Origin of the sequence: Oceanococcus atlanticus (genome assembly GCF_002088235.1) — a bacterium.
GTDB lineage: Bacteria > Pseudomonadota > Gammaproteobacteria > Nevskiales > Oceanococcaceae > Oceanococcus > Oceanococcus atlanticus.
Genome location: NZ_AQQV01000003.1, coordinates 590,691 through 606,095 on the forward strand (window position 1 = coordinate 590,691; position 15,405 = coordinate 606,095).

The window sequence follows — 15,405 nt, forward strand, 5'->3', positions numbered from 1 at the left end:
AATCTCAGCACAACGAACTCTGGCGCCACAGCGCGGCGCCAGAGTCGCTCGCAAAGGTCTTTAGTTGCGGCGGCGACGCAGACCGGCAAAGACTGCAACCAACAGCAACAGCCAGCTGCCCAGCGCGCCTCCACGGGTCAATCCGGTTGCGCGGGACGGGACCTCGTCCGGCGCTTCGCTGCCTTCACCGTCAAGCGTTGGATCAGCAACGCCGGGCAGCACTGCGACCGGCAGATGGGCCTGCGGAACGGCGGCATCATCCGGGCTCAACACCACATCGGCAAACACCCAGGTGCCGGCCGGGTAGCCACCGGTGTCTGCGCTCAGGCTCAGCACGATGTCCTCGCCCGCGGCCAGCGTGAACGTGTCCGGCGTCACCGCAACAGGCAAACCGTCAGCCGAAACCACCGAAACGCGCCAGGATGCATCCACCGTGGCGTGCAGGGTGCGTGTCCAGCTGCAGCTACCCTGACACGCTGCATGGCCCAGACTGGGCAAGTTCAGTGTGGTGGGATCGCCCCCGGCCGCCGGATCTGCGGCGCGGTAATTATCGGCGCTTTCATCCAGCAACAAACCGGCACGGGCAGCCTGGGCCAGATCAATCCGCCCCGCCCCCAGATCCAGCGCATCAGCCGGTGTTTCGCGGTCATCTTTGACCAGACCATCGCTGCCATTTTTGCCGCGCACCACGTAAGCGGTGGTCATCAGCGCCGACTTGACCTGATCGGGCGTCCAGTCGGGGTGCAGGGCGCGGATCAGCGCGGCCGCCCCGGCCGCATGCGGACTCGACATCGAGGTGCCGCTGAGCACGCCAAACTCCGGCTCGCCTTCGGCCAGGCCAAGATCAATCAGCCCTGTCTGCACCGCTGCAATGATGTCGACACCCGGCGCGGTGATATCTGGCTTGACCAGCCCCGGAACGGCCGGATTAGGTCCGCGTGAGCTGAAGCCGGCCATAACATCGCCATCGACCCGGCTTGCTGTGGGTGTGGTACCGGCAATGGCGGCGTAATGTGCCGGTCCACCGTCGGCCAGCCAGGCTTTCAAGGCCACGCCATCTTTGTAGGTGATGTGCACGCCCGGCACGGCGTAACCATCGCCATTCAGGCTCGCCCCGTTGGCTTCATCGTTGGCCAGCACAAAGCCGATGGCACCACCGGCCACCACGTTGTCGCCCTTCTCCACACGGCCATTGACCCCGCGGTCGCAGACCACGATCTTGCCGTCGAAAGTGCCTGCCTCAAACGGCGTCTGACACAACGGATCACCAACATCACCGGCATACACGATTTCAGCCTGCGGCAAAGCACTGGTCAGACTGCGTCCGGCAATGTCACCGGGCGGGGTTGTCGCGCCGCCATGCAGATCGATCAGCGCATTGTTCAGCGCGCGGTCATGGGTCGAGGCAGCGACACTGAGCAGCCAAGGCGCATCGGCCGGGGAACCCAGCGTTTCCGGCGCTGGCCCATCGTTGCCCGCTGAGGTGGCGACAAAAACGCCGGCCTCGGTGGCGGCAAGAAATGCCCGCCCGTTGATATCCGACCACGGGTCACTAGAGGTACCGCCAATGGAAAAATTGAGCACATCCACACCGTCAATCACCGCCTGGTTGGTCGCCAGCGCCGTGGCCGGCGACAGGCAGGTTCCCAGCAAAGGTGTGGTCAGACAGCCCTTGTAGGTGATCAGGTTGGCGTGCGGCGCAACACCACCAATACGGCGTTCCAACGTAGCCGTCGGGGCCTGCAAGGTCGCATCGACAATATTGCCGCCAGCGGTGGACGCGGTATGACTGCCGTGACCATTGTCATCAATCGGCGTGGTCCCGGTGAAATCCCACACCCCGATCAGCTTGTCGTTGCAGAACGGCAATCCAATGGCCGGGGCGCACAGGCCGTAGTAACGCGGCAGGCCCAGCAGCGGATCAACCCGCGGGTTGGTGTGCACGTAGCCATCCACCGGTCCAACCGCAGCAAATGACGGATGGTTGTAATTGACCCCGGTGTCGATGACGCCAATCACCACGCCCTCACCCATACTGCCCACACCGTCGTAGGTGCCAGTCCCATCGTGCAGAGCATCGGCATGTATCCAGGCGGGGCCGTTGTCGCTGTGCAGTTTGAAGGCGATCGGCGCCTCAACACGCGCCACACCGGGCAATCCAGCAACCTTGAGCGCTTCCTCCGGGCTCATCTTGATCACCAGGGCATTGAGCGCGTGTTGCATGCGATGGGTAACGTTGAGCGTACGCCCGAGCGCGGCTTCAGCCAGTTTGATCAAGGCCGTCTGCTCAAGCTCGAGAAAATCGAGATACGCCAGCGCCGCGTTGGACTGCGCATCCAGCCGTAAGGCGCCAAGCACCGCGGCGGCGGTCGGTGCCAGGCCGGCCAGTCCACCCCGATAGCTGGCCAGGGCCGGCGCCTGATGCAGCACGATGTAGTCATCGCCCACGGCGCGGTCCGCATAAGCCACCTCACCCGGCCCGGATTTCCAGCTCAGCGTTTCAGCATGAGCCAGACTGGCGCAGCCCAACAGCAGCGCACAGCATAAGCGACGCCATGCGCCAAGGTATTCAACAACCATGTTTGAGTTCCCCAATTCTTCGGTTTTTGCGGCTCGGCACCATGCATTGGCGCCTTACTTCACTTCGGAGTTTACGCCAGCAAGAATCCGGCCATCTTTTGACGAGGCGAATAAGCACCGCTGCCCTGACACACCAGCACCGATGAGCGGCGCTCTACTCCTGCGCGACAGGAAAATTGAAGAAAATGGGATTGGACAGCGCCACCATGAGGCCACCCACGGCAAGTGATCCCGGCACTTCCGGATACAGCGCGGGCGCCCCCTGAACTTCCACGCGGTAGAAGTGCCGCTGATCAGGCGCGGGCGTATCGCTGAAGGTCACCGCGCTCTGGCCCGGTGCAATCGTCAATGAAGTGAGTGCAGCGCCATCGCGGATCACGTCCACACGATATGGCAACAGGGCCGCACCAGCGCCTACCATTTCAACGCGAAAAGTGACCGGCTGCCCGCTGGCGGCAATGTTGTCGCCCATCATCGCATCGGCAACACCATCGGCATCCACATCGGCTGTCAGCTCTACCCGCGGCGAATACGGGTTGGCACTGATGGACACGCGCCCGTTGTTGAGCGCCTCCACCACGGCCGTTGCAGAACGCTCACGCGCAAAGACCCAGGTTGTCGGCGTGCCCACATAGTTGCCCAGCGCCTGAAACGAATTTTCCGACGGCTGTTCACCGGCTGCCGGCAGACCATGATGTGAGTCACTGCCACCACGCGCGGTCAACTTGCGCCCGGACTTCATCATGTCGTCCCAAACCGTTAGCGCCGATGCGTTGCTTCCGCTATTCCAGATTGCGGTTTGCCACACCTCTACGGATCGCACCAGGTCATAGCTGAACCCGAAATGATCCGCCCCCGTAGGGTGGTTGGCTGACAGATGTATGCCTTCTTGTGCCACATGCTCGCCAATCAGCACGTCCTTGGCATCGCGCAGGTCATACAGGGTCTGATGATCGTACGGCCGGTCCGAGAAGGTGTTGCCATGGCCACGGTGGGTGGTCCACTCAGCACCATAAAGCATGATGAGCGGGCTACTCAGAAAGCTCGGATCCAGCCAGGTGTGGTGGGCCACATCGCCATCAACGTGGTTGTCGTGGTCGGTAATGCCCAGAAAATGCAGGCCCGCCGCCTGCGCCGTGGCAATGATCTTTGCCACCGGATTGGCACTGCTATCGAGGCTGTGCTCGGAGTGCAGGTGAAGATCGCCGGCCAGCCACTCGCCAGCAGTCAGACTGGCTGCAGACCTTGCAGCGGTATCGCCGGACACGCTGCCCGATGATTCGTCGTGCCCGATGTACTCGGCAGCCACCGCATCACCAGCAAGCGCGGGCTGTTCGCGTCCCCCTGCCAATTCACCACAGGCACTCAGCAAAGGCAGCGATAGACAGCACGACAACAGGAACCGGGCAGACAGAAACGGCATGGCGGTCAAAGGGATATGAAAACAGCCCCATGATAGCGAGCCAGGATGACCGCAGCGTGACGCGGTGATGTGCGCCCGGGGCAATGTCACTCGGCCGCTTTTGGGCTGAGTGACATTGTCTTTTTACATCTGCCGCAAGGCGAGGTCAGTGATGACCTCGCAGCGCGGCGTATACGTCGCTATTAGAGCGGACGAATGCGCGTGGCTTGCATGCCCTTGGGGCCGCGTGCCGCAACGTATTCAACCTGCTGGTTTTCAGCCAGGGTCTTGAAACCGTCGCCCTGGATTTCCTTGAAATGGGCAAACAGGTCTTCGCCACCGTTGGACGGCGTGATAAAGCCGAAGCCCTTGGATTCGTTGAACCATTTAACGGTTCCGGTCGAAACTTCACTCATGATGTTTTCCTTGATTGGAAGTTAAAGAAGTCCAGGGCAACACGCCCTGAACGGGAGTATGCAATCAAGGTTGTTTCGGGAGGTTCGAAAAGCCACCGTAGGTGGCAGGCGGACCAAGCTGAGACGCCGCTTGTCGCAATAACGCCGCTACAGTGCATGCCAATCGAAAAAAAGTCAATCCACGAGGGTTGAAAAATCACCGTGTAGCGCAGCCATGACCGGTTTCCGACAAGCTCTACTGGAAAACATCAATCTCAGAGTTTGGCCAGCAATGACCCGACCGAGATCCATCCGCGCTATTGCTGCGGCGAATTGCGAAATTTACCCGGCGTGGTGCCGGTCCAACGCTGAAATGCATGAATGAAGCTGGCTGTTTCGGCGTAGCCCAGTCGCGCAGCAATCGACTCAACGCTCAGTCGGGCGGTGCGCAGCAGCTCGACAGCCACGCCTTTGCGTGTCTCATCCACCAGTGCTCGAAAACTGCTGCCCTGTTGATCCAATCGACGACGCAGTGTGCGTGGGCTGATGTGAAAGTGATCAGCAGTCTGCTGCAATGACGGCAAGTGCGCGATATCACGAAGTAACAAGTTGCGCACTTCACCGACGAATCCAGATTCTGATTTGCGCTTGTCGAGCAACTGCTCGCACTGCTGCACGCAGAAGGCTGCCGTCGATGCGTTGGCTTTCGGCGTGCTTTGATCCAGGTTGCTGCTGTCCAGAACCAGGCGATTGCTTGCAGCCCCCAAATGGACATCGCGAGAACTAAGCAATGGCGGCAGATCGGCCCAAGGCAGCTCATCTATGCTGAGATACAAGGCCCGAATCCGCACCGTCCCCTCACCCATCATCTCGCGCATCAACAGCAAGGTGGTGAGAAGCTGACGCTCAATTACAAACGCCTGCAAACGCAACGGAATATGCGAGACATCGATTTGCACCTCAGCGCGATCAGCGGTTTCAACAAAGCGGTACTGAGCCAGTGCGTGCGATAAGTCCACATAGCGTAAGCCCACTTCGATGGCCGAGCGGATGGTGGGACTGCTGATAATGGCGAATGCCCAGATGCCCAGCGTCGTGATCTGATAACGCTGTCCGGCCAGCAACCCTAAACCTTTGACCTGCGGCAATAAGGTCACCAGATTGTCAATCACCTGCAGCTCTTGCCCAGCCGAAACCATGGCCTCTGCCAGGTTGAGATCATGAGGCGCAATGCCGCTGTTGGCCAGGCACTGCTCAAGACTTAATCCGTGCTCCAGGCCCAGATCGACCATGCTTTTGGTGCTTGAAATGGCGCGTTGTCTGGACAATGGATTCATAGGGTTTTTCTACCGAATATGGCCATAAGTATCAATTCTTGTCCGAAAACCACATCGGATACGGCTTTTCTCCGGTTTAGACTGGATAGTCCCTAAGCAAACGCTGCGCTAAGGAGCGCCCTGATGAACAAAAGCTGTGCGCTGATCGTCGGCGTTGGTGATCGCCAAGGTGTTGGCGGCGCAACCTCTGTGCTGTTGGCGCGTAAAGGCCTGCATGTCTTCATGGTCGGGCGAACAGCTGGCAAGCTCGACCCGCTGATTGAGGAAATCACCTCCGAAGGCGGCTCGGCAGACGCTTTGACCGCGGATTGCACCGAGTCCGATCAAATGGCCGAGGTTTTTGCCCACATCAGCGAAAGCGGTATGGACCTGCGATTTGCGCTGTACAACACGGGGCGCAACATCCCTTCGGCGTTCTTAAAATCCGATCAAGACCATCTCGACGCGCATTTCAAGCGCGGAGCATATGGCGGGATGTTGCTGGGACAGGGCGCGCTGCGCCAGATGCTCAGTCAGCCTGCCAACACATCGCACCGCGGGTCGATTTTCTACACCGGTGCCAGTGCATCGTTGCGAGGCAAACCAATGTTCGCCGGATTTTCCGCCGCCAAGGCTGGCTTGCGCGCGATGGCCCAGTCGATGGCCCGCGAGTTTGGCCCGCAAGGGGTGCATATCAGTCACGTCCTGATCGACGGCATTGTTAACGGCGCGATTGTTCAGCAACTGGGATTGGGTCTGGGCAAATTCATGCTCAATCGCAAAGGAGTCGATGGCGGCCTGGTGCCGGACGAAATCGCCAAGGCTTTCTGGATGCTGCACCAGCAACCGGCCAATGCCTGGACACACGAACTGGATTTACGACCTTTCAAGGAAAGCTTCTGATGGCCGCTCAGTCACGTCATGACCGAGGTATTCTGCGCCGTTTTCTGCGCGATGCGTTGAGCAACCGGATGGACAACGTGCGCCGCAAACGCCGGCAAGCGCTGCACGCACGCTCATCAGACACACGTGCGCCGGCAGCGTTGATATTCGGCGTAGGGGCCTCTCCGGGCATCGGTGCAGCGCTCGCCCAGCGTGCTGCACAAGAAGGCATGGTCGTTTATGCCGCAGGGCGTAACCCGCAAAAACTGGAGGCTTGTGTCGATGAGATTCGCGCAGCAGGCCATCAGGCCGTGGCGCTAACCGTTGACGTGACGCAACCTAAGGCCATACAAGCGGCATTCGAAAGCGTCGTGCGCGACGGCCACCGCCTGGATCTGGTGATTCACAACGTAGGCACGAACCGCCCCACTCCGTTTCTGGAGATCAGTCCGGACGGGCTCGAACAGCGCTGGAAAGCTGACTGCCGCTCCGGTTTCCTGGTCGCCCAACAGGCTGTTGCATGCATGCTTGAATACCCCGAACGCGATCAGGGACGCGGCACCATCCTGTTCACCGGCGCCTCAGCATCACTGCGTGGCAAGGCCGGCTTCGCCGCGTTTGCTCAGGCCAAAGCCGGTTTGCGCATGCTCAGCCAGGCATTGGCACGCGAATTTGGCCCGCAAGGCATTCATGTTGCCCACGTCATTGTCGACGGCGCGGTCGATGGCCATCGTCTGCGAGAGCATCTTTCCGACGCCATCAACGCCAAGGGCGAGGACGGCTGCTTGAACCCGCAAAGCATCGCCGAGACCTACTGGGCCCTGCATCAGCAGCACCGTTCAGTCTGGACGCAGGAACTCGATCTGCGTCCGTTCAAAGAGGCGTGGTAGCCCGCCCCCTGAACAGCGGCGATGCGTACGCCCACCCCCGAATGAAACGGAAATGTCATGCCTAAAGCGCTCATTTTGTATCAATCGCAGCAACTCTCTATGGCCCAGATCCAGCAGTTGGATGCTTTGCTACTTGAGCTCTACAACACCCACGTCAGCCCACAAAAATTGCTGACGATCTGGAATCAGGTTCCACCCGGACAAGCCTTTACCAACTATCAGGATTCCAAATCCTCGCTGGTCACCATTGAATGCGCCAACGGGTTTCCCCAGCACAAGCGGGTCGGAATGCTTCAAGCACTGGATACGGGCTGGCGCGCCATCACCGCACAGCAACCACAAGAACTCATGCTGGCGCTGGTTGAAAAAGACATGTTTGCGACGCTCTACCACAGCAACCGCAAAAGGCTTAGCCGCGGCGGACAAATCAGATTCGCGTGGCACATTTTGCGCGCCGCAGTGCAGGCAAAACGCGCCGGAACGCCTTTACTTATCAACCCCAATCTGTAGAGGAATCGCACATGCCCGTTTACAACATCGCCAGCCGCCAGCCCTTGCCTTACGCCACGCGCAAAAAAACCGCTGACGCCATCACGAACATTCACTGCGATTTGACCGGCGCCCCCGCCGAGTTCGTAAACGTGGTGTTCATGCACGGCCATCCCATACAAGGCGGCAAGGCACTCGGCGTGCTCTGCAACGTGCGTAAGGGTGGCAATCGCAACAATGAACTGACCGAAGAACTGCGCCTAAAGGTGCATCAAGGCGTCGCGCAAGCGACCGGAATTGATGAGAGCGACATGCTCACCAGCGTGCTCGGTTTCCCTGCCAGTTGGGCCATGGAAGGCGGAGAAATTCTCCCCGAGCCCGGGCAGGAAGATGAATGGCTTAATCGAACTTAGCGCCTGCGCGCTACAGCGCGCCCGACAGCTTGACCGGCAAACCCTCAGCCTTGCTCAGACGACGCAGCAGGACACTTTTTTCTGAGCCAGTACAACGCCGTTGCCAGCATGCCGGTCACCGCCAGTGACAAGAAAAGCACGCTGATTGCGACCTCCCTGGCTTTGGCCTCCTGCTCCTGGTTGGGTAGGTATTCCAGCGACCCGGCAACGCCATACAGCAGCATCGTGATGTCGACAGCCACAGCGGTAAGCAGCAAACCCCAAAGCAGCTGGCGCAAGCTTTTCATAACCCGCAGCCCCAACTGTCGCGCCACTTGGGCAAGGCCGGCATGCCGTCTTGCGCCTGGGTAGCCGATGTCCAGATCAAACGGTCTGCTGGCATGGTGTACCGTCGTGCTTGCACAATCCCCAAGGGTTATCGATGTCCTGCCTTTTCACGCGTTTGATCATCCCGCTAGGTCTGCTGAGTGCTTGGGGATTTTCCGCCTGCACCGGGCCAGGCCTGGGCAAGCAAGCCCCCGCTGCGACAGCGACAAGCTCCTCACCAGTATTTGAGCACACACTCGAGCTGCGCACTGCAGACCAAACGATGGTTCGATTTGGCCTCCATCACTGCAAGGTCTACCGCCTCGAACCTGCTCAGAGTGACGCCGAATGGATTTTGCTGTTCGAGCTTCCACCCTACCCTTTGCCTCAACGCTGTGTGCGACAAAGCCTGAGACTGGAGGAGGGCTCCGTGCAGATCGAAATTGGCAAGCAGGCGCTGGGTGCCGGCGGCTGCTGTTCGAGCTTCGCGGCCTATCGCAGTCAAGATGGCCAACATTGGGAGACACGCACAGCAACCTCATCCACCACATGGCGCAAGCTTGGCTTAGAACCGCCGCGGCCATAAACCTGGCAGCCGCTGCGTCAGCGCCGCTTCTTGCGCCGCTTGTTCGGTGCGCTGCCATCATTGCGCGGCGGCAACCCGGTGTGCTGGGTCAGCAGCTTCTTGCCGCGACGTTTGCGCTCGGCCTGAGCCGAGTTCTTGCGCCGCGGGGCCTGATAGTTGCTGTCCGGCTTGCTGGCAGGAATCAGGCAATGCGCCTTGTCACCAATCAGATCCCCCCGCCCCATGCGCAGCAAAGTGGCGTGAAGCAGATCCCAGTTCGCCGGATCGTGATAACGCAGAAAGGCTTTGTGCAGCTTGCGCTGTTCGGCACTTTTCGGTGTGCTGACCGCTTCGCTCTTGTAACCGACCTTGCGCAGCGGGTTCTTCTCGGTGTGGTACATGGCCGTGGCGGTGGCCATGGGTGAGGGATAAAACGCCTGCACCTGATCCGCGCGGAACCCGTATTTCTTCAGCCACAGCGCAAGATTGAGCATGTCCTCATCGGTGGTGCCGGGGTGGGCGGCAATGAAGTACGGGATGAGGTACTGCTCTTTGCCGGCTTCGGCGGTGAATTTTTCGAACAGCGCCTTGAATTCATCGTAGGTGCCAATGCCCGGCTTCATCATTTTGGACAGCGGCGCGTTCTCGGTGTGCTCCGGCGCAATTTTCAGATACCCGCCGACATGGTGGGTGACCAGTTCCTTGACGTATTCCGGATCTTTCACCGCCAGGTCATAACGCAGACCGGAGGCGATCAGCACCTTCTTAACGCCGGGCAACTTGCGCGTTTCCCGATACAGCTGGGTCAGCGCGGAATGGTCGGTGTTGAGGTTTTCGCAGATGCCGGGATACACGCAGGAAGGTTTGCGGCAGGCCGCTTCGATCTTGGGGTCCTTGCACGCGATGCGGTACATGTTGGCGGTCGGACCGCCCAGATCGGAGATCACTCCGGTAAAGCCAGGCACCTTGTCGCGGATTTCCTGGACCTCATTGAGTATGGAGGCCTGCGAGCGGTTCTGAATGATGCGCCCTTCATGCTCGGTGATCGAACAGAAGGTGCAGCCGCCAAAGCAGCCGCGCATGATGTTGACCGAGAAGCGGATCATCTCGTAGGCCGGAATACGCTCGCCCTTGTAGCGCGGGTGCGGCACGCGGGCGAACGGCTGCCCGAACACGTAATCCATCTCTTCGGTCGACAAGGGCTGGGCCGGCGCGTTGAGCCACAGATCACGGTGACCATGGCGCTGCACCAGCGCGCGGGCGTTGCCGGGATTGGTTTCCAGATGCAGCACGCGGTTGGCGTGGGCGTACAGTGCTTTGTCGTTGCGCACCTTTTCGAAAGCCGGCAGACGGATCACCGTGCGATCGCGGTCACGTTGCGGATGCGGCATGAAGCGCAGGGGCTTCTCGGCCGATGGGTCCAGCTGTTGCTGATTGCGCCGCTCGAGTTCGCAGTCGTCCATCTCCTGGGTGTTGACGTAGGGATTGACGATACGGTCGATGCGGCCCGGCCGATCGATACGGGTGGAATCAATTTCGAGCACGTCGGCAGGCGTGTCCTGGCGCCAGAAGGCGGTGCCGCGCACATCGGTGATGGCCTCGATCTCATCACCACGGGCCAGACGTTGCACCACTTCAACCACGGCCCGCTCGGCGTTGCCGTAAAGCAGAATGTCGGCCGGCGCATCGGCCAGGATGGAGCGGCGCACCTTGTCCTGCCAGTAATCGTAGTGCGCAATGCGTCGCAGCGACGCTTCAATGCCGCCCAAGATGATCGGCGTATTCGGCGCCACCGCGCGGCATTGCTGGGTGTAAATGATGCTGCAGCGATCGGGGCGCGCGCCGGCCTGCCCGCCCGGTGTGTAAGCGTCATCCGAGCGCGGTTTGCGATCGGCTGTGTAGCGGTTGATCATCGAATCCATGTTGCCGGCAGCCACGCCGAAACACAGATTGGGCACGCCCAGACTGAGAAAGTCCTGCGGCCGGTTCCAGTCCGGCTGGGCGATGATGCCCACGCGAAAACCCTGATCCTCCAGCAGTCGACCGATGATGGCCATGCCGAATGACGGATGGTCGACATAGGCATCGCCCGTGACGATCACGACGTCACAGGAATCCCAGCCCAGCGCATCCATTTCCGCCCGCGTGGTGGGCAGGAATGGTGCTTTGTCATAGCACTCCGCCCAGTACTTGGGGTAGTCGTATAGCCGCTGACGCGGCAGGTTGGACGGCAGGGACACAGCGGGCGAAGACATGGCGATCACCAGGAAACAGATCGCCATTTTAGGCCATTCAAGGCCCGCCTTCCGAATTCAGCACGCACACATCCGCTGAAACGCCCCTGGATTCTTAAAATTCATGATGTAAACACAAGACTTGTTTGCGTTATCAATCACTTAAGTCATTTATGTGTACGCTTGTTGACTTTTAATTTCCAGACATCCATCATGTGCACATTCGTTCACTAATGGATAGATTCTCATGAGTGGCACCACCAACAACGCGTCAGGCCGCTGGTCACAGAACCTGCGCCAGGGCGTGAAAAGCCTGCTGAAATCCAGGATTGCCGAAACCCTGGCCTACCCCCACGGCGTCGATCGCTATCTGGAATACATCAACCCGGCCTGGTCGCTGAACGAAATTCGCGCCAGCGTGGTTTCCAAATGTTCACAAACCAGCGACACGGTCACGCTCAAGCTGCGCCCCAATAGCAACTGGCAAGGTTTCAAGCCCGGCCAGTACCTGCGTTTCAGCGTCAGCATCGACGGCAGTCTGCGCACCCGCTGCTTTTCGCCGGTGCAATCGGCCCATGCTGACGACGGCCTGATCGAGATCACCGCCAAACTGCCCGCTGACGCCTTTGTTACCCGTCACATGCGGGATCGCCTTGATATCGGCGATGTGGTCACGCTGTCGCAGGCCGAAGGCGAATTCGCCCTGCCCGACACCCGCCCTCAGCGCATCGTGCTGATCAGTGGCGGCAGCGGCATCACGCCGGTCATGTCGATGCTGCGCACCCTGTGCGATGAAGGTCACCAGGGCGCCATCACCTTCCTGCACTACAACAACCGTTACAGCGACCAGCTGTATGCCGACGAACTCGACGCACTGAGTCACATGCACCCCAATCTGAAGGTGCTGCGCTGCTACGCCCAGGACACGCACGGCGAACTCAACGGCCTGTTCAGCGAGGCTCAACTGGCGGCGGCGATTCCAGATTTTGATACTGCGGAAACCTTTCTGTGCGGACCGCCCGGCCTGATGCAGGCGGTGGAAACGGTTTATGCCGCACGGGCCTGCACACACAGGTTGCACGTGGAACGTTTCACGCTGGCCGCCACGCCGGTGACCAGCGAAAACCCGGCTGGCGATGTGCGCTTTGCCCGCAGCGAGCGACTCGCCGCCAACTCCGGCCAGACCTTGCTGGAACAGGCCGAAAGCGCTGGCCTGCGTCCTGAGCACGGCTGCCGCATGGGCGTGTGCTACGCCTGCACCTGCCGTAAAACCAGTGGCCGGGTGCGTGACCTGCGCACCGGACAGCTGAGCGAAGACGGCGAACAAGACATCCAGATCTGCGTGAGCGTGCCTGAAGGCAGCGTCACGCTGGACATCTGACCTACGATTCAAGGAGCTTTTGATGAGCGTATTTAACCGCCTGAGTGAAGAGCAGTTCGAGGACATTGGCCGCCGCTTTGATGCGATCCGCAGCGACGTGCTGGCTGATCTGGGCGAGCGTGACGAGACTTACATCCGCACGCTGGTCAAGCGTCAGCGTCAGCTGGAGATCGGTGGCCGCATCATGATGATGCTGCCGCCGACCTGGCCTCTGGCCGTCGCCGCACTGTCGGCTTCGAAGATTCTCGACAACATGGAAATCGGCCACAACGTGATGCACGGCCAGTACGATTTCATGAATGATCCCGCGCTCAACTCGCGTGATTTCGACTGGGACACCGCTGACACTGCCAAGAACTGGAAAGCCACCCACAATCACGAGCATCACACCTACACCAATGTGATCAACCGTGACCACGACATCGGCTACGGCCTGCTGCGCATGTCGGAAGAACAGCCGTGGGAGCCGCGCTTTCTGGCCAATCTGCCGCTGACCGTGGTCCTGCACACCTTCTTCCAGCATTTCGTTGCGGTGCAAAACCTCAAGCTGGAAGACGTTCTGGTCTACAAGACCAAAAGCGGCAAGCAGCTGCGTGAGGACTTCAAGCCGGTGTGGAAGAAGATGCGCAAGCAGCTGGCCAAGGACTACCTGCTGTTTCCGCTGCTGGCCGGACCGATGGCGCCGCTGGTGTTCGTTGGCAACGTGGCGGCCAACCTGGCCCGCAACGTGTGGGCCTGTGCGGTGATCTTCAACGGCCACTTCCCCGAAGAGGTCGAGCAGTTTCCGGAGTCGGTGGTCGAGAGCGAAACCCGCGGCCAGTGGTATGTCCGCCAGCTGCTGGGCTCGGCCAACTTCAGCGGCGGCCGCCTGATGCACATCATGAGCGGCAACCTGAGCTTCCAGATCGAACATCACCTGTTCCCCGATCTGCCGGCGCACCGTTACGCCGAAATCTCGCCCAGGGTGCGCGCCATCTGTGAAGAGTTTGGCCTGCCCTACAACACCGGCTCGTTCTGGCGCCAGACCCTGTCGACCTGGAAGCGCATCGCGCGCCTGTCGCTGCCCAGCCGCAGCCGCAACACGCCGAGCAGCGATGACGGCGACAACACCCAGGAATTGCCTCTGGCGGCCTGATCAGCCGCCGCTTGCGGCGCACACAACGCGGATGTGGCACATTGAGGTCACATCCGCTTTTTTATGCCCCGTGTCACGACTGATCTATTTCGCCTACGGCTCCAACATGGCCGCCGCGCGCCTGGGCGCCCGCATCCGCGACATCCGCAATCTGGGTCTGGCCCACCTGCCCGGCCATCGCCTGACCTTTGAACAGCGCAGCGAGCTGGATGGCTCGGGCAAATGCGACGCCAGCCCCACCGGTCAGGCCCAGGATCAGGTAATCGGCGTGCTGTGGGACATACCGGCCGAGGAAATCCATGTGCTCGACGGTTTCGAAGGCCCGGGCTACCGCCGCGCCAGTGTCTGGCTGCAGCGCGAACGCGACTGCGTATGCGGCGAGATCTATCTGGCCCGTGAACGCCACGCCGACGTACTGCCGTGGCACTGGTACAAGCACCATGTGCTGTTTGGCGCGCGCGAAAACCGCTTGCCCGACAGCTACATCGCGCACATTGCCCAGGCCACCCACAACGTGGACCCGGACGCCGCACGCAGCGCCCGGGAAATGGCCATCTACGCCTGAATCAGCCCGCGGCTCAATTGAGCTGCGGTTTGACGAACTTGAGCGTCATGCGGTCGCTTTCGCCAATGGTCAGGTAGTAGTCCGCATTCTCCTCGCCCAGACGCAAGGACGGAGGCAGGGTCCAAACCCCCTTGGGATGGTCCGCGGTATCCGCCGGATTGGCATTGATCTCCGACCCATCGACCAGCTCGAAACCAACCTCGCGGGCCACATCGATGACCAGATCCGTGCGCATGTAACCACTGGCGTCCTGATCTGAAAAAGGCCGCTCGGGCGGCAGTCGATGATCGACCACACCAAGAATACCGCCCGGCTTGAGGGCCACATACATGGCCCTGAACGCGGCGCTCAGCTTGTCTTCCCCGCCGCCACGCATGTACCAGTTGTGCACATTACGGAAGGTCAGCACCGCATCGGCGCTGCCGGGCGGCGCAATCTCCAGCTTGTGCGGCGGATCAAACACGCTCAGCCGGACCTGCGAGTAAGTCTGCGGATCGGCGGCCAGCTTGGCCTCGTAGCGCTGCCGCGAACGGCGAAAATATTCGATCTCGGTTTCAGGATCGAAATGCGCCGCATACAGCACCCCGTGGGGTTTTAAATACGGCGCCAGAATCTCGCTGTACCAGCCTCCACCCGGCCACAACTCGACCACCGTCATATCCGGCGTGATGCCGAAAAACTCCAGGGTCTGGTACGGATGACGGGCATCATCGCGGGCGCGAAACGAGGCCGTGCGGTGCTCGCCATCAATGGCTGCGCGCAAGGCGGCATTCTGCGATGCCTGGGCACTGGCCAAGGGCATCAAGGCGCTCATGACGAGCAATAAAGCAGCGGGTTTCATGGAGCGGCTCC

The 15,405-nt window shown here is 60.4% G+C and carries 14 protein-coding genes; 7 read left to right on the forward strand and 7 right to left on the reverse strand.

The window, feature by feature from the left end:
• Positions 1–60: 60 nt before the first annotated feature.
• The 4 genes from ATO7_RS13740 to ATO7_RS13755 all read right to left on the reverse strand — a co-directional run bounded on the left by ATO7_RS13740 (position 61) and on the right by ATO7_RS13755 (position 5,714).
• Complete coding sequence (locus ATO7_RS13740; protein ID WP_083562612.1) at positions 61–2,580, reverse strand: S8 family serine peptidase; 2,520 nt, start codon at positions 2,578–2,580, stop codon at positions 61–63.
• Positions 2,581–2,734: 154 nt separating this feature from the next.
• On the reverse strand, positions 2,735–4,003 hold the full coding sequence (locus ATO7_RS13745; protein WP_083562614.1) for a CehA/McbA family metallohydrolase: 1,269 nt from the start codon (positions 4,001–4,003) through the stop codon (positions 2,735–2,737).
• A gap of 182 nt (positions 4,004–4,185) precedes the next feature.
• Entirely contained in the window at positions 4,186–4,398 is a 213-nt protein-coding gene (locus ATO7_RS13750) for a cold-shock protein (protein WP_083562616.1), read from the reverse strand.
• Positions 4,399–4,694: 296 nt separating this feature from the next.
• Positions 4,695–5,714, reverse strand: a complete 1,020-nt coding sequence (locus ATO7_RS13755; protein WP_083562618.1) for an AraC family transcriptional regulator — start codon at positions 5,712–5,714, stop codon at positions 4,695–4,697.
• A 123-nt stretch (positions 5,715–5,837) separates the two neighbouring features.
• Here ATO7_RS13755 and ATO7_RS13760 point away from each other — a divergent pair, with 123 nt between their 5' ends.
• From ATO7_RS13760 to ATO7_RS13775, 4 genes are read left to right on the forward strand one after another with little or no spacing between them, the layout of a single operon-like run.
• Complete coding sequence (locus ATO7_RS13760) at positions 5,838–6,596, forward strand: SDR family NAD(P)-dependent oxidoreductase (RefSeq protein ID WP_083562619.1); 759 nt, start codon at positions 5,838–5,840, stop codon at positions 6,594–6,596.
• Entirely contained in the window at positions 6,596–7,465 is an 870-nt protein-coding gene (locus ATO7_RS13765) for an SDR family NAD(P)-dependent oxidoreductase (protein WP_240499479.1), read from the forward strand. The genes ATO7_RS13760 and ATO7_RS13765 overlap by 1 nt, the downstream gene beginning before the upstream one ends.
• Positions 7,466–7,522: 57 nt before the next feature.
• Entirely contained in the window at positions 7,523–7,975 is a 453-nt protein-coding gene (locus tag ATO7_RS13770) for a hypothetical protein (protein ID WP_146680358.1), read from the forward strand.
• A gap of 11 nt (positions 7,976–7,986) precedes the next feature.
• A complete protein-coding gene (locus ATO7_RS13775) occupies positions 7,987–8,367 on the forward strand; it encodes a hypothetical protein (protein ID WP_083562624.1) in 381 nt (126 codons plus the stop codon).
• 44 nt (positions 8,368–8,411) lie between these two features.
• Here the strand turns inward: ATO7_RS13775 and ATO7_RS13780 are convergent, their stop codons facing one another.
• Entirely contained in the window at positions 8,412–8,654 is a 243-nt protein-coding gene (locus ATO7_RS13780) for a hypothetical protein (protein WP_146680359.1), read from the reverse strand.
• A gap of 622 nt (positions 8,655–9,276) precedes the next feature.
• Positions 9,277–11,493, reverse strand: coding sequence for a YgiQ family radical SAM protein (locus ATO7_RS13790; RefSeq protein ID WP_083562923.1), 2,217 nt, complete (start codon positions 11,491–11,493; stop codon positions 9,277–9,279).
• A 226-nt stretch (positions 11,494–11,719) separates the two neighbouring features.
• Here ATO7_RS13790 and ATO7_RS13795 point away from each other — a divergent pair, with 226 nt between their 5' ends.
• The 3 genes from ATO7_RS13795 (at position 11,720) to ATO7_RS13805 (ending at position 14,553) form a co-directional block, all read left to right on the forward strand.
• The gene (locus ATO7_RS13795; protein ID WP_146680360.1) at positions 11,720–12,853 is read left to right on the forward strand and encodes a ferredoxin reductase; all 1,134 of its coding nucleotides are present in this window, start codon (positions 11,720–11,722) and stop codon (positions 12,851–12,853) included.
• A 22-nt stretch (positions 12,854–12,875) separates the two neighbouring features.
• A complete protein-coding gene (locus ATO7_RS13800; protein WP_083562630.1) occupies positions 12,876–13,988 on the forward strand; it encodes a fatty acid desaturase family protein in 1,113 nt (370 codons plus the stop codon).
• 70 nt (positions 13,989–14,058) lie between these two features.
• A complete protein-coding gene (locus tag ATO7_RS13805; protein ID WP_158523216.1) occupies positions 14,059–14,553 on the forward strand; it encodes a gamma-glutamylcyclotransferase family protein in 495 nt (164 codons plus the stop codon).
• A 13-nt stretch (positions 14,554–14,566) separates the two neighbouring features.
• Here the strand turns inward: ATO7_RS13805 and ATO7_RS13810 are convergent, their stop codons facing one another.
• Positions 14,567–15,394, reverse strand: a complete 828-nt coding sequence (locus tag ATO7_RS13810) for a class I SAM-dependent methyltransferase (protein WP_083562634.1) — start codon at positions 15,392–15,394, stop codon at positions 14,567–14,569.
• Between the last annotated feature and the right edge of the window lie 11 nt (positions 15,395–15,405).